General features: G+C 42.1%; 10 protein-coding genes, 1 tRNA gene and 1 pseudogene. 6 read left to right on the top strand and 6 right to left on the bottom strand.

Annotation, left to right across the window (positions count from 1 at the left end; all coding sequences use genetic code 11):
- The first annotated feature begins 703 nt into the window (after positions 1-703).
- The 5 genes from BCT27_RS12370 to BCT27_RS12350 are packed head-to-tail and all read left to right on the top strand — an operon-like array spanning position 704 to position 5,760.
- Positions 704-1,078: a hypothetical protein gene (locus BCT27_RS12370; RefSeq protein WP_102395934.1), complete on the top strand. Its 375-nt coding sequence runs from the start codon at positions 704-706 to the stop codon at positions 1,076-1,078.
- 3 nt (positions 1,079-1,081) lie between these two features.
- On the top strand, positions 1,082-1,513 hold the full coding sequence (locus BCT27_RS12365) for a hypothetical protein (RefSeq protein WP_102395933.1): 432 nt from the start codon (positions 1,082-1,084) through the stop codon (positions 1,511-1,513).
- Between the two features lie 3 nt (positions 1,514-1,516).
- A complete protein-coding gene (locus tag BCT27_RS12360) occupies positions 1,517-3,982 on the top strand; it encodes an ATP-binding protein (RefSeq protein ID WP_102395932.1) in 2,466 nt (821 codons plus the stop codon).
- Position 3,983: 1 nt separating this feature from the next.
- Positions 3,984-5,003 carry a hypothetical protein gene (locus tag BCT27_RS12355; protein ID WP_102395931.1) on the top strand — a complete coding sequence of 340 codons (1,020 nt, stop codon included), beginning with the start codon at positions 3,984-3,986 and terminating at the stop codon, positions 5,001-5,003.
- Between the two features lies 1 nt (position 5,004).
- On the top strand, positions 5,005-5,760 hold the full coding sequence (locus tag BCT27_RS12350; RefSeq protein WP_102395930.1) for a hypothetical protein: 756 nt from the start codon (positions 5,005-5,007) through the stop codon (positions 5,758-5,760).
- A gap of 14 nt (positions 5,761-5,774) precedes the next feature.
- Here the strand turns inward: BCT27_RS12350 and BCT27_RS12345 are convergent, their stop codons facing one another.
- Positions 5,775-7,454 (bottom strand): N-6 DNA methylase, encoded by a 1,680-nt coding sequence (locus BCT27_RS12345; RefSeq protein ID WP_102395929.1) that lies wholly within the window; start codon positions 7,452-7,454, stop codon positions 5,775-5,777.
- An 894-nt stretch (positions 7,455-8,348) separates the two neighbouring features.
- On the opposite strand from BCT27_RS12345, the gene BCT27_RS12335 reads away from it, so the two are divergent.
- Positions 8,349-8,936, top strand: coding sequence for a cytochrome c oxidase assembly factor Coa1 family protein (locus BCT27_RS12335; protein ID WP_157939237.1), 588 nt, complete (start codon positions 8,349-8,351; stop codon positions 8,934-8,936).
- A 74-nt stretch (positions 8,937-9,010) separates the two neighbouring features.
- On the opposite strand, the gene BCT27_RS12330 is transcribed toward BCT27_RS12335, so the two are convergent.
- The 5 genes and pseudogenes from BCT27_RS12330 to BCT27_RS12310 all read right to left on the bottom strand — a co-directional run bounded on the left by BCT27_RS12330 (position 9,011) and on the right by BCT27_RS12310 (position 14,089).
- Positions 9,011-9,337 carry a hypothetical protein gene (locus tag BCT27_RS12330; protein ID WP_102395927.1) on the bottom strand — a complete coding sequence of 109 codons (327 nt, stop codon included), beginning with the start codon at positions 9,335-9,337 and terminating at the stop codon, positions 9,011-9,013.
- Between the two features lie 258 nt (positions 9,338-9,595).
- A tRNA-Ile gene (locus BCT27_RS12325) sits at positions 9,596-9,671 on the bottom strand.
- Between the two features lie 153 nt (positions 9,672-9,824).
- Positions 9,825-11,666, bottom strand: a pseudogene (gene rpoD, locus BCT27_RS12320) (RNA polymerase sigma factor RpoD); the annotation flags it as partial.
- 81 nt (positions 11,667-11,747) lie between these two features.
- Positions 11,748-13,499 (bottom strand): DNA primase, encoded by a 1,752-nt coding sequence (dnaG, locus tag BCT27_RS12315; RefSeq protein ID WP_102316240.1) that lies wholly within the window; start codon positions 13,497-13,499, stop codon positions 11,748-11,750.
- A 146-nt stretch (positions 13,500-13,645) separates the two neighbouring features.
- Positions 13,646-14,089, bottom strand: coding sequence for a GatB/YqeY domain-containing protein (locus BCT27_RS12310; RefSeq protein WP_017014505.1), 444 nt, complete (start codon positions 14,087-14,089; stop codon positions 13,646-13,648).
- Positions 14,090-14,097 lie beyond the last annotated feature (8 nt).

Genomic DNA, 14,097 nt, shown 5'->3' with positions numbered 1-14,097 from the left:
AGATGTTGCTACCTTAATGCTGTGAATTGAAGAATGTTGTTTGAGGGTGATTTGGCTGTTGTCTAAAAGTGTGTGTCCCAGTAGTTCACTGAAAAGGGCAGCATGATTGGCACAGAATCGTCCATTAAGGTTGCCTTGCCGTTGCTAGGTCGCAACAGGCTGTGTGGGTTTCGGATACCCGATGGCTAACACCTCAATAGATACCTTCCATCATCGAATTCCCACCGTATTGGTGGTTTTTGCATCTCTGTTATTTGCCAACTCTCTGTAAATTCGTCAAGTTTTTCTGCCAATGACGAAAGGGTGAGATGTTGCTACCTTAATGCCGTGAATTGAAGAATGTTGTTTGAGGGTGATTTGGCTGTTGTCTAAAAGTGTGTGTCCCAGTAGTTCACTAACCTGTGTATTTAATAAATAACCTCAAAGTCGTAAGTAACTGTTGCAAGTTATAAAATACGGATTTAGAGCTACTTGATATGAGATCATAATGATATTCTATATATCACTAAATATTTCATAGGCATTGAAACGAGCCTTTTAGTCCATCAAAGTGTGGTTTATATATGATGGGCATCGAACACGATGGGACTACATTCATTGTCGATAAAGAAGTTCGCCAAGTAGTAAGCGGCGCGCACCTAGTCGATATGGGCGTCCGACTCTCACTAAACAACATTCAGCGTTAAGCATGGAGAAGAAGTAATTGGACTTTATTATCAAAGCCTTGGATCTTGCCTTTTTAGGAGATAGCACTCATGAAAAATACACGGTTATCGAGTTCGCTATAGTCTCTAGCGTATATGGCTTATTAATCGTTCTTTTGGATTTTTGTGCTACGAAGGGCGCGTGTAGACCAAGCACCCTTAAACTTTCGTATGCAGGCTATAAAACATTCTTCATCATATTCCTTTGGGGCCTTGGCGCTGGCATTGCTGGATTATTTGGAGCGGGAGCTGGTATTTTTGAAATAAGTCGCACAGCCTGTATTTTTGTGGGTGTTGGCTGGCCACTGGTCCTACCTCGTTTACTTGCAGCTTCTAGTAAAGACATCTCAACTGAAAAAGTTCCTACGGAGTAATTTATGCTTAATTTTTTATTGGGTCGTTCAAACTTTAACAAAAAAGAACGAATTATTGAGTCCATACAGAGCTTTGATAGATTCAGTGATGATGAACAATTAGAAAAAGCAGATGCCTTAAAGATTTTCAAAAGTGAGACACAACAATGTTGGCTCGTTTTCACACATCTACGTATGTATTTTGTAATCGATGATTCAGAAAAGTCTATTTTAAAGCCTATGTGGGCACGTGACAGAGTAAACATAGTTGTACAAGGTCGAATTGATATGCACCTGAAAGAGCAATCTTATTCAGAAGCAACAGGCCAACTATTGTTTGGGAATATGAATAACAGCGTTCTTTATACTAAATCTCTATTTCAAAGTATAGGGATTGCAGGGACCATCCTCACGTTAGCAAACAAACACTTTCTGCATAATGAGAGCGGAGATTAAGTCGTGATAGACAAATTTAATGAAAGAAATGACTCGCTGACTTTTGATGTTGATGCACAATTGATCACTGAGCTAGGTGAAAGGCTTGTAAGTCGAAATCATATTGGAATTTCAGAACTAATCAAGAATGCTTACGATGCTGATAGCCCTATTGTCGATGTATCTCTTTATGAAGTCTCTCATTACGATCTCGATAATTCGGAATTAATCATAGAAGATAAAGGTCATGGAATGACTTTCAAGACTGTAGAAAGTCATTGGATGACTATCGGTACTAGTAATAAGAGAGCCAAACCGGTAAGTAAGGATTTTGGCCGCCCAGTAACTGGGAATAAAGGGATTGGCCGCTTTGCATGTCAAAGATTAGCTGAGCACCTAGAACTAATAACATGTGCAGAAACATCTGACGGTTTTGAGCATACCATTATTCAATTTGATTGGGATGATTTTTCACCAGGGAAACGTTTATCTAACGTGAAGTGCAGATACCATAGTTTCACATCTAATGAAGGCTCTGCGGGTACTACTCTAAAACTAAAACGGTTACGTGAACGAATCACTGAACGTGACTTTAAAATGATATTAAAAAGCATCACCTTAATATCTATAGCAGCTCCAACCAAGCGCTTAGGCTTTACAGAAGACCCTGGGTTTAACGCATCTATTAGCGCTCCCGAATTTGAGAACCTGATCGGCAAAGCGTCATTTAAAGCTGATGAAAAACTTCTTAATTCTGGCTGGGGAACTGTTACTGGAACAATAAACAAACATGGTGCGATTGCTTTTGAGTTAGAAAGCAAAGACTCTGAAAAGCAAACCTATTCATATGCTGGAAAACAGTTTATTCCATTAGGAGGTGTATCTTTCACTATCTACATTATTCCACTAAAAAGTCGAGATGGTATTGAAAACCTTAGAGACACTACTCTTTTGACTCGCTCAGTTTTAAAAGACGTTACTGATATCCACTCAGGGATAAAACTGTACCTAAATGGGTTCAGGGTATATCCATATGGTGAAGTAAATGAAGGTGACGACTGGTTACGTATTGCACACGATATTTCACGTCGTCGAGGTACAAGTGATTTTGTTGAATTACAAGACCTAGCTTCAAACATGGGAATTGAAATTCCAAATCGTGCAATGCTCAACCATCCTGGTACACGTTCACTGATCGGCGATGTCATTATTGAAGGTGAAGCTGTTAATGCATTTCAAGTCAAAATGGACCGCGAAGGCCTTGTTGAAAATGAAAATTTTCAAAGCCTTAGAAAAGCAATTCGGATGTCATTAGATTGGGTTACTATAAACTATGAAGCGTGGCTTATACAAAGCCGTAAAAAACGACATGAGAAAGTCGTTAAAGCATTTGAAGAATCTGTAGGTAATAAATTTGAGAGCACTGAAAGTCGAATCAATAAAGCTATTAACACTCTCTGGTCAGAAGAAGGAAGCGAAGAAAGTGAAAATCTAGCCTCAGAAATTAGTGACTCTACAGCTGCGACTGATAAACCACGTGAAAAATCAGAATCACCGAATGTAACACCTTTACCTGCTGGAGATAAAACTACTACTCCTGAACCTATAGGTCCCACAAGTTCTTCGACTGAGTGGACAAACTCTAATCTAATATCTCAGGAAAGCAAAACAAAAAAGAACAACGCGCAACAATATCTACGTTCAGAATATAGGGAACTCGAGGCTGAATCAGAACTTTTGCGTGCAGTGTCAGCAACAGCCCCGCTGCTTTTTGTTTTTGCACATGAAGTTAAAGGTATTGCCCAGACTCTAACAAGCCAGTCAGCTCAACTTAAGCTAATAGCGAATAAGATTAAGAATACTGAAATTAGAGCGGAACTTTTCACTATGGCGAGGAGTGCCGACGAATATAAAAATTCATTCAATGACTTATTTGATTTATTTGAAGTTTTCTCAGACTCCACCAATAAGTCAGCGAAAAAAATCACCTATCGAAACCTATTCGGTCGTATCCAAACTGGCTTTAGGTTCTTTTTAAAACAATACGATATCGAGTTAGAGTTTGATCATGTTAGTGCGGTTTTGGGCGTTCCTAAACTAAACCCTGCAGAAGCATATTCCGTTCTCATTAATCTTATTTCTAACAGTGTCAAATCACTAATTGCGAGTGATTCAGAAATGCGACTTATTAAAGTATCTGTAACCAAAAATGGTAATTTGCACTACATTACAGTTAAAGATAATGGGATTGGCTTGAAAAAAGAGCACTGGGAAAAAGTATTTGAAGCAAAAACTTATGACCCTGAAGGGAATTTATACAACTCCGTCTCATCAAAGCTAGGTGATGAAAAACTAAGCAACCTAGGTAAAGGCTCGGGGTTAGGCTTAAACATTGTCAAAAATATTCTTAAGAAGCACAATGGTAATGTTAAGTTTGTCGAGCCAGATCCTACTTGGGATGCTCAAGTGCAAATAACAATCGGAAACTAATATGAAAATTCTAGTTATTGATGACAAAGCTAACGAAAAATCCTACCCGCGAAAAGAGCTCCTAGATATTCTAGATCTTCGGGAGGGTATTAAATATAAAATGATTGAACCTACTCCGGATGATTTAGAAGGGGAACTAACTAAGGTTTCAGCACAAGAATATGACTTGATTATTGTTGATTATCTCTTTGATAAATCGAGAAGCATCTTCAACACTGGCACTTCATTATATTCTCTCATCGATTCATACACACAAAATACACCTATTTACTTAATTTCAGTAAATGGAGCATCTACTAATCAAATCGGTGATTTTGAGTTATTTATAAAAGATGAACTTATTGAGAACCATGCTGTATTTAAAGCAGAAATAGAAAGCCATACCTCACTGAAATCCTGCGATAACCTTGAAAATTTTTTGGAACTCATTGGCTGTCCTGAAGAAATTGAAGAAGATATAGAGGTAATGATTGAGCCAAAAATCCTAAACAAAAGTTCGGATAACGACGTTGTTGGTCAAATTCCGGAAAAAGAGATAGTAAGTAGTCAAAACTTAAGGTTATTTAAATGGCTGGCACACTCTTTACTCAGAAAGGAAGGTCCGCTTGTTAGTAAAGTAGGCGCTGCAACTATGTTAGGCGTCAGCACCGAGTACTTTGATAGAATTTCAGAACAATTCAACGACTCATTGTATACAGGGATTTTTAGTCAATCATTTAATAGCCGTTGGTGGAGCTGCCTATTAGAGGATAAAATTTATACTATGGAAGATCCTCAAAATGCCGAAGGTTATCTAAGAACTCTTCCTTTTAAAGAGGCTGCGTCAAAGTTACTTAAAGCACAAGACAAGAAAGATTTTTCACTATGTGCTAAATGTGAAGAGCGGTTCCCTGATGGTTTAGGCATAGTAAAAGATCAAGAAAACGAACTTCTACCAGTACACGTAGCATGCTCTGAGTTTAACGACGCTCTTCCGCAAGAACCATTCTTTCGAAACCCACGTATTATTGAGGTTGAGTAGCGTGTACACCATCGACCAAACATTCACAAATGATTACTTAAAAGCCCTCAAGAACTTTTCTGCATTTGTAGTACAAAGGTATGCAGAGCTTCCACAAACAAGAAACGATCAGCTATACCATTTTTTCAGCGACTTACATACTAAGTTAGGAAGAGTAACCCGAAAACGTCGGGCTTTAGTGGAAGATATTTCGATCAATCCAAATATCATCTTCCAATATAACAACCCCAAAGGCGGTGGGAGAAAGTTTTATGTATCTCTTGGTGGTACGGTTAAATTTCAGAACGGTATAATTATAGAGCAGTGTTTAGTATTAAACCTAATGCTGGAACATACAGAAGAATGTGCAGCAATTCCTGAAGGGTGGGATAATTATCCAATAGAGAACGGATATCATATCCTTCGACGCTTTCATTTCGATGTCGATACTAAAAATGATGATATCAGCAAGCCAAAGTTCCACCTTCAATATGGTGGTAACTTTGAGCCTAAGTATCTAGAAATAGATAACGTGCATTACAAACTATTTTCGCCAATCGACCACCCGAGATTACCGCAACAACCTTATGACATTATAATGTTGTTCGACTTTATGCTTAAAGAGTTCGCACTTGGTGGTGTCGGAGTTATAAATGATAGCGGCTGGAATAAACACGTTATAGAAAGTGAAAGAATATGGCTTAAGCCATACTATGAAACACTTTTAGACCGACTTTCTAGTACATCTCGAAGAACACCCATACATCGTTTAAATTAATAGAAAGACTAACTTCAGTTAGCCTTTCTAACACCTTTATAGCGCTCTCTTCTTAAAAAATGAGCGCCTTTAACCAACTGAATACATTGTTCTCTTGTTACGAGATTATTCTTTATAAGAATGCTATCAACGATAGTCGTAACCTCGTCCATTAAATTATTTTTAATATGCTTTTCTATCTCAGGTACAGCACGTTTAAGCTCACTTACACATTCATTCGTTAATAGGATTTCAATTTTTCTACCTGCACTCGGCTCGATCTTCAGCACACCAGAACTGTATGCTCGTCCTTCTAATTCAGCAGAAAGTTGTGAATAACTAGAAAGTAGTGACACAGTAATGGCTAGCCTTTTATCTGCACTCATACTTCTATCACGAAAGAAGATTTTGTGTATTGAGTTGGTGCAGTTAATCTTTCCCTGATTAATCACCATTCTTGGGCCAAGGTGAATCATATAAGACATAAACGCGTCAGAGATTATATTATCATCAGGAGAAAACCAATGAGGTCGCTTTTTAAAAGTGCGATTATCTTCAATCTCTTTAGCTGTGATCTGTGACAAGTACTGACTTACAGGGCTAGATATGTCCTGCATCTGTTCCGGCGTTGCATGCACCAAGTAAGCCCGTTGGTTGTTTTTTTGGATAGCTCTCTGCCTTTGAACAGAATGTTTTACTCCAATAAATGAAGGGAAACGCCCTACTACTGGCCTCAAGCATTCTTCTGGAAGTTTGAATTTATCTACTGTTTTTTTGTCGATGATAAAGTACTTGTTGGCACCAGTAACCATACCTATTTTTATGTCTAAGTACTTGCTAAGTGGATGTGCGTATCTTTTTGAAGATAAAGATTCATACACTTCTTTTACACATTGAGGCAGTAGATCAAGCTTATACTTTCCGAAGTTGAAAGCGGTATTTGTAACATCCTCAGTCAGACTCAACGTTAACTCTTCTAATGTATCAACGTAATCGACAGAAACACCGCCATTGTTGATTTTAGCTGAACTAAAACCATCAGCAATAAGAATAATTGATGTTTCTTTAGCCCCTTCGCTTCTAAAAAAGCGCTCTGCTAATTTAATAATCTTTAAGCACTTGAAGTGCTTCTGATGGATATCGATGAGGTTCTTCGCATAGTCAGCATGTAGCAAGCTACTTGGTAAAACCCAAGCAACTCGACCGCCTTCTTTAATAAACGACAGGCTATGTAATAAGAAAAATGCCCATAAGCTGGCATTACGACCCATAGTTACATCAGAGAAAGGAGAAGCTTGCAAAATCTTGTCACAAGACTCACGCTGCTCTTTTGTCATATTGTGCATTGAAACATAAGGAGGATTGCCAAGCACAACATCAAATTTGTGAGTCAAAAAATCTTCAGGTTGAACCGAAATAAAGTCACTTTTAATAAAGCGCTTTTTTGTATCAACAACACGCCCAAATTTCTGACTCAAAATATCAAAAGCGTGTTTATCGATATCAACACCATAAAGTTGTTGATCTGGAGAGCCACAGTTTATGGCCTGCAATCGCTTGATACAGCTATCGAAAAAACCACACCCTCCAAAACTAGGCTCTAAAATCGTTTCTTCTGGTCTTGTTATCGCCCAATCTACAAGAATTTGGCTTAGCTCGGGTGGTGTATAGTAAGCTCCAAGCTCTCTTTTCTTAGGCAATGAGTGCGGATTCATTTTTTTTCCTTTACGAACTGGGCTATCCCAAATTCTAACATTGCGCTCATTTTACCTCATATCCTCAGTAACTTGAACAAATTCCACATCAATAACTCGAGAGCAATACGTTATTAATTCCTTTAAAAACAATCATTTGCACTTTTATTGATTGAGTGTGATTTGAAATCAATAAATGATTACTCGATACACCGCCTCTAGTTTTACCTTAAAACAAGCCCAACACATTGTTTTTCTAATTTTGCTCAAGGCCTTTAATCTGATGTTCCTTTGGTTGTATGTTAAACAACCAAACACGTAACATATGGTCTAAATCAAGCTTAGATCACTCACTCTATGTCACTTCTGTTCAAAATGAGCTAGCCAGTATCCCGCACACCTGTGATCAGCTGCATGTTTTGCAAAGAGACATCTCGGATCTAAATTGTGGAATTTACAATGCCCCTGCGTTTAGGTGTTTCATTGGTCGCTTCCCAACAAATGGCTCAGTAGCGAGCTTAGTTTTTCTCCTTATTGCTGTTCTAAAAGTGTGTATCCTAGCTAGTGCTGTAAGCGCACAGAACAAGCCATAGCGCCACATTATGAACTTAGCGTTGATTACGCGACCGGAGAGGTAAAAAGCTCCATGTACAGCGACGAGGAGCTTTTAAAGGTACTCAAAGGTATCTCAGCAGGCGGGAAAACTATCATTACCCGCGTCAACGAGTGGCATTTGTCCTAGTGGCAAATGTGCTTTTACTTGGAGTTCTGTGAATAACTGTATTTTGGAGTGAATCGCAACCACGGTAATCAGCGTAGAGCCGCAATGATAAACCCTGCTACCTTCCTTTTGAGATAAAGGTCAAAGCTCATTGGCTTTGAATCGGTTAGTCCAAGTAAGAGGAAGATATAGCGGTGAGTGACAAGCAAATTCCAGATGAAATTAGGGGCTGGAATTGGGGAGCGTTACTCCTCAATATCATTTGGGGCATACGTTTTAGATGCTACAGAACCTTATGGGTGCTCTTCCCATTTTTCGGTGTTTTTTATCTGTTTGTTGTGGGTGCGAAAGGCAATGAGTGGGCATGGAAAAACAACGAGTGGGAGAGTGTCGAAGCGTTCAAGGCATCCCAAAAAAGATGGTCGCGAGCGGCGCTTGCCTATATTGGTGTTCTCGTTTTGTTTTCCATTGTCTTCACCAACTTCCTGACTCATGAGTTTGATAATTCTCCCTCCACTGAGCTAGCTCTAGCGACGCTTGAGAAGAATGAATCTTTCAAAGCCAATATTGGTATTCCATATGATTACTCTTTGAAGCATGGAAAGCTTGGTGGTCCTGAATCAGAGGGCTTTGCCGAAATGGAGTATGGTATTGAAGGATTCAAAGGCGAAGGAATACTTTTCTTCAAAGCTAGCCATATTCGCCAGAACTGGACATTGGATTGTTTGAAGATTCAGTATACTGACACCCAAGAAACCGAGGTTGTTATCCCTTGTGGTTAGCGTATGTGATTTGAACGGTTTTAACTTCTAGGTGAGCCGTTCAATCTACCCTCAACCAATCTAGCGTTAAAACCTCAGGGCACGGGTAGATACTTGAAGGAAGTTATCTCTAGCTGCTTTGCATGCTGTCTTGCGGCTTCTTTGCTCTCAAAAGGGTAAACCGCTGCTTTCTCAAGTGTTGCGATAGCATCATCCATATTACGGATTATCCACGTGCCGCTCTTGTCTGAGAGTAAATCATTTCCTCTACAGCCTTCTATGGTCTGAATGCTCAGTTCACCGTTTGCGTTTAGCGTCCTGATTTCTTTCTTATCGACGTAAGACAACTCAGCGTCAACAACACTTCCATTTGCACGATAAAACTTAGGCCGTTGGTGCGTTGTGATGAGGTAATAGCGCATGTTTGGATTTCCTTCCGTATTCATCATTTATCGCTAGATTACGACCATTGCAAAAAAGCGCATATTGAAGCGTGATGAGTTATCGAGAAGGTTCTATTTTTGGAAAGCTAAAGGGGGAGGCTAGAAAGAGGAGGTTTTTGCTATAACGGTGCTATAACGAGCGTCTGTTATAGCAAAAATCTGCTACACAGGTGCTACACAGAGCTAAAAAACGCGAAAGGCCTGAGTGGTTACTAACCCCTCAGGCCTTGCTGTATATGGTGGCCCCTCCCAGACTTGAACTGGGGACCAATCGATTATGAGTCGAGTGCTCTAACCACTGAGCTAAGGGGCCGTGTAGGCGGTTGATTATAGGGGAACGCGGGTAGGGTGTCTAGACGCAACCATGCCCTAATCAGTATGGATTTTAGCCACTTAAACCGATTCTTGGATATGAAAAAGGCGAGCTGTGCTCGCCTTCTCATTTTTTACGTTCGAACCAGTCGAATTACTCGTCTAGGAAGCTACGAAGCACTTCTGAGCGGCTTGGATGGCGCAGCTTACGCAGTGCCTTCGCTTCAATCTGACGGATACGCTCACGCGTTACGTCGAACTGTTTGCCCACTTCTTCTAACGTGTGGTCGGTGTTCATGTCGATACCAAAGCGCATACGCAGAACTTTCGCTTCACGTGGCGTTAGGCCAGCAAGTACTTCGCTGGTTGCCATGCGTAGGTTGTTCATGGTTGCTGAATCCATTGGCAGTTCGAGGGTGGTATCCTCGATAAAGTCACCCAGATGCGAATCTTCATCATCACCGATTGGTGTTTCCATGGAGATTGGCTCTTTGGCGATCTTCAGTACCTTACGGATTTTGTCTTCTGGCATTTGCATGCGCTCTGCCAGTTCTTCTGGCAGTGGCTCACGGCCCATCTCCTGAAGCATCTGACGAGAGATACGGTTCAGTTTGTTGATGGTTTCAATCATGTGAACAGGGATACGAATGGTACGTGCCTGGTCAGCGATTGAACGTGTGATTGCCTGACGGATCCACCACGTTGCGTACGTCGAGAATTTGTAACCACGGCGGTATTCGAACTTGTCGACCGCTTTCATTAGACCGATGTTACCTTCTTGGATCAGATCCAGGAACTGTAGACCACGGTTGGTGTACTTCTTCGCGATGGAGATTACTAGACGCAAGTTTGCTTCTACCATTTCTTTTTTCGCACGGCGTGCTTTTGCTTCACCGATAGACATACGACGGCTGATGTCTTTGATACGCTCAACGTTCAAGCCGGTTTCGTCTTCGATGATTTTCAGTTTTTGTACGCAGCGACGAAGATCTTCTTCGTATTGCTTCATACGTTCAGCAAACGGTTTGTCTGAAGACAGAGCTTGATCTAACCAGCTGTCTGACGATTCGTTACCTGCAAACAATTGTACGAAGGTTTTCTTCGGCATTTTTGCTTGGTCAACACATAGACGCATGACAAGACGCTCTTGCGTGCGTACGCGGTCCATGGTGTTGCGCATTTGGGTAACAAGACGGTCAAACTGTTTCGGGATTAGACGGAACTGTTTAAACGTTTCAGACAGCTCGGCGACTGAACCTGCTGTATCGGCATGGAAGCGACCATTCTTTTGAATCGCGGCTTGCATGTTTTCGTATGACACGCGAAGTTCGTTGAACTTCTCACGAGCAAGCTCCGGGTCGATGCCCGTATCTTCTTCCTCTTCGTCATCATCATCATCATTCTTGTCTTCATCGTCCAACTCTTCTTGGCTCAGTTCTGAACCAATGTGTGTTGCGGTTGGTGCGATGTCGTCTTGGCTTGGGTCAACAAAGCCAGAAATGATGTCTGTTAGGCGTAGCTCTTCTGCTTCAACTTTATCAAATTGGTCGAGCAGGTAGCTGATTGAGCCTGGGAATTCGGCGACTGAAACCTGTACTTGGTTAATACCGTCTTCGATGCGCTTGGCGATGTCAATTTCGCCTTCACGAGTAAGCAGTTCAACCGTACCCATTTCACGCATATACATGCGCACTGGGTCAGTTGTACGACCTATCTCAGATTCAACGCTTGATAATGCTGCAGCTGCGGCTTCGACGGCATCTTCGTCGGCTACAGTTTCAGACATCATTAGCTCATCGGCATCAGGAGCGGTTTCCACTACCTGAATACCCATGTCGTTGATCATCTGAATAATATCTTCTATCTGATCGGAGTCGACAATGTCTTCTGGTAGGTGGTCATTAACTTCTGCATAGGTTAGATAGCCTTGCTCCTTACCTTTTGCGACAAGCAACTTTAGCTGTGACTGCGGATTTTGATCCATAGACGATATCCAACTTCGGGTCTGAGTGAAGAATTTAGTATGCGGGAGCGCAAACTTCCAATTCTAGCAAATTACAATAGTGCTGACTACTTTCTAGTCGGGACGGCTTTGGATTAATAGCCACAATTCCCGCTGTTCTTCGGCTGATAAGCCGACGCTTCGGTCTTTTGCTTGTAACTTGTCTATTTGCTGTGAGACACACTGCGCAAGAATCTTGTCCAGTGAATCTAAAAATACATCTAATGCATTGTACTCATTGATGGGGAGTTCCCAACTGGCCAACTTGGCTAACAATGCTTCTTGTTCGGTGCCGCGCCAGAATTCGAGCAGCTGTCCTGTAGTAATATTGGGACGCTGCATACAGAGTTCAAGCATGGTCGTAAATAATTTAAGACCTGGGATGTTGAGATCATCCATTCCGCCTAGCGGGGGAAGCGATTCTGCAAAACGTGGGTTTTGCAATAATAGGGTGATTACCTCACGCATTGGCGTGCGCTTCATCTCGGGTAATGGCTTGCGAGCCTGTGCTTTACCTTGTTGACTGATCAGCTTTTCGAGCTGCTGTTCGTCAGGTAATCCGAGCTTTTGTCCAAGCATATTACGGAGATAGAGTCTTAATGTGCCACCAGGCACTTTGTCTATCAGTGGTACGGCTAGCGTGGTTAATTTCGCTTTGCCTTCTTGGCTGCTGCTATCAACCTGCTCCATAAGGGTAGAAAACAAAAACTCTGAAAGCGACATTGCTGCGGCAAGATCTGCTTCAAAGGCGTCTTTTCCTATTTTTCGGACCATGGAGTCAGGGTCTTCGCCATCAGGCAAGAACATGAACTTGAGTTGGCGTCCGTCATTCAAATGCGGTAGGGCTTGCTCCATGGCACGCCATGCTGCTTCTCGTCCCGCGCGGTCTCCATCATAACAACAGATGACGTTGGAGGTTTGACGGAACAGGGTCTGCATGTGTTCGGCTGTGGTTGCTGTGCCCAATGAGGCGACGGCGTAATCCACACCAAACTGTGCGAGTGCGACTACATCCATATAGCCTTCAACGACCATGAGCTGTTTCGGTTCACGGTGCGCTTGTAGCGCTTCGTAAAGCCCGTATAGCTCACGCCCTTTATGGAATATAGGCGTTTCTGGTGAGTTGAGGTATTTGGGTGTGCCGTCATCTAACACGCGACCACCAAAGCCAATCACGCGACCGCGTCTGTCCCTGATGGGAAACATAACACGTCCACGGAATCGGTCATAACGTCGGCCATTGTCGTTTTCAATCAACATGCCGGTAGAGACCAATGCTTTCTGGCTCTCGTTATCTTTACCAAAACGGGTTCGAACTTGATCCCATTCATCGGCAACAAAACCAACACCAAACTTTTGTACGATTTCGCCAGAAAGCCCACGCCCTTTAAGATAGTCAATCGCTACATGTCCTGCTTCGGTGCGCAGGCTGCTTTGATAGAACTGGGCAATTTGCCCCATCATTTGGTAAAGGTCGCGTTTCTGATCGCTTCGTGCATACGGGCCTTTTGGGGCACCGCTGTCGTTTTCACGAGGGACGTCAACGCCGAGTTGAGAGGCGAGCTCTTCAATGGCTTCAACGAATTCAAGGCGATCGAACTCCATGACGAAGTCGATGGCATTGCCGTGCACGCCACAACCAAAACAATGATAGAACTGTTTTTCTTGGCTGACGGAAAAAGACGGTGTTTTTTCGTTATGGAAAGGGCAGCAGGCACCGTAGTTCTTGCCTTGCTTTTTGAGTTTCACACGTGCGTCTATTAGCTCGACTATGTCCAGTCGGGCGAGTAGATCATCAATGAAAGCACGTGGGATTTTTCCTGCCATAACCTATTGTTTAGTCGATGAATTTGGGCGAGTCGATAAATAAAAATACATGCCGAAGCATGTTTGATTTTTACTACCAATAAGATACGAACAAGCCGCGCATTCCGCAATTGGATAGCACGGCTTGTTTGCAGGTTGGAAAAAATTTACGCCAGATTAGCTTTAACCAATTGGCTAATTTTTCCCATGTCAGCACGGCCCTGAACTTGTGGTTTCAGGATGGCCATGATTTTGCCCATGTCTTGCATGGAGCTCGCACCAGAGGCTGCAATGGCTTCTTTAACCATTGCATCCACTTCGTCGTCGCTGAGTGGTTGTGGCATGAACTCGTCCAAAACAGAGATTTCAGCCAATTCCACATCAGCAAGGTCATCACGACCTGCTGACTGGTATTGAGAAACGGAATCGCGACGTTGCTTAACCATTTTGACTAAAACTGCCAACACTTCCTCGTCGTTCAGAGTTTTCTGACCGTCGATTTCTTGTTGTCTTACTGCAGAAATAACCAAACGAATGGTGCCAAGGCGAGGTTTATCTTTCGCCTTCATCGCTACAATTTGTTCGCTCTTAATGCGACTAATCAATTCCATTTCACAAT

It is taken from the genome of Enterovibrio norvegicus, from assembly GCF_002876705.1.
Classification (GTDB): domain Bacteria; phylum Pseudomonadota; class Gammaproteobacteria; order Enterobacterales; family Vibrionaceae; genus Enterovibrio; species Enterovibrio norvegicus_B.
Note: the sequence above shows the minus strand (reverse complement) of the source record. Positions and strands in the feature narration are given on the sequence as shown.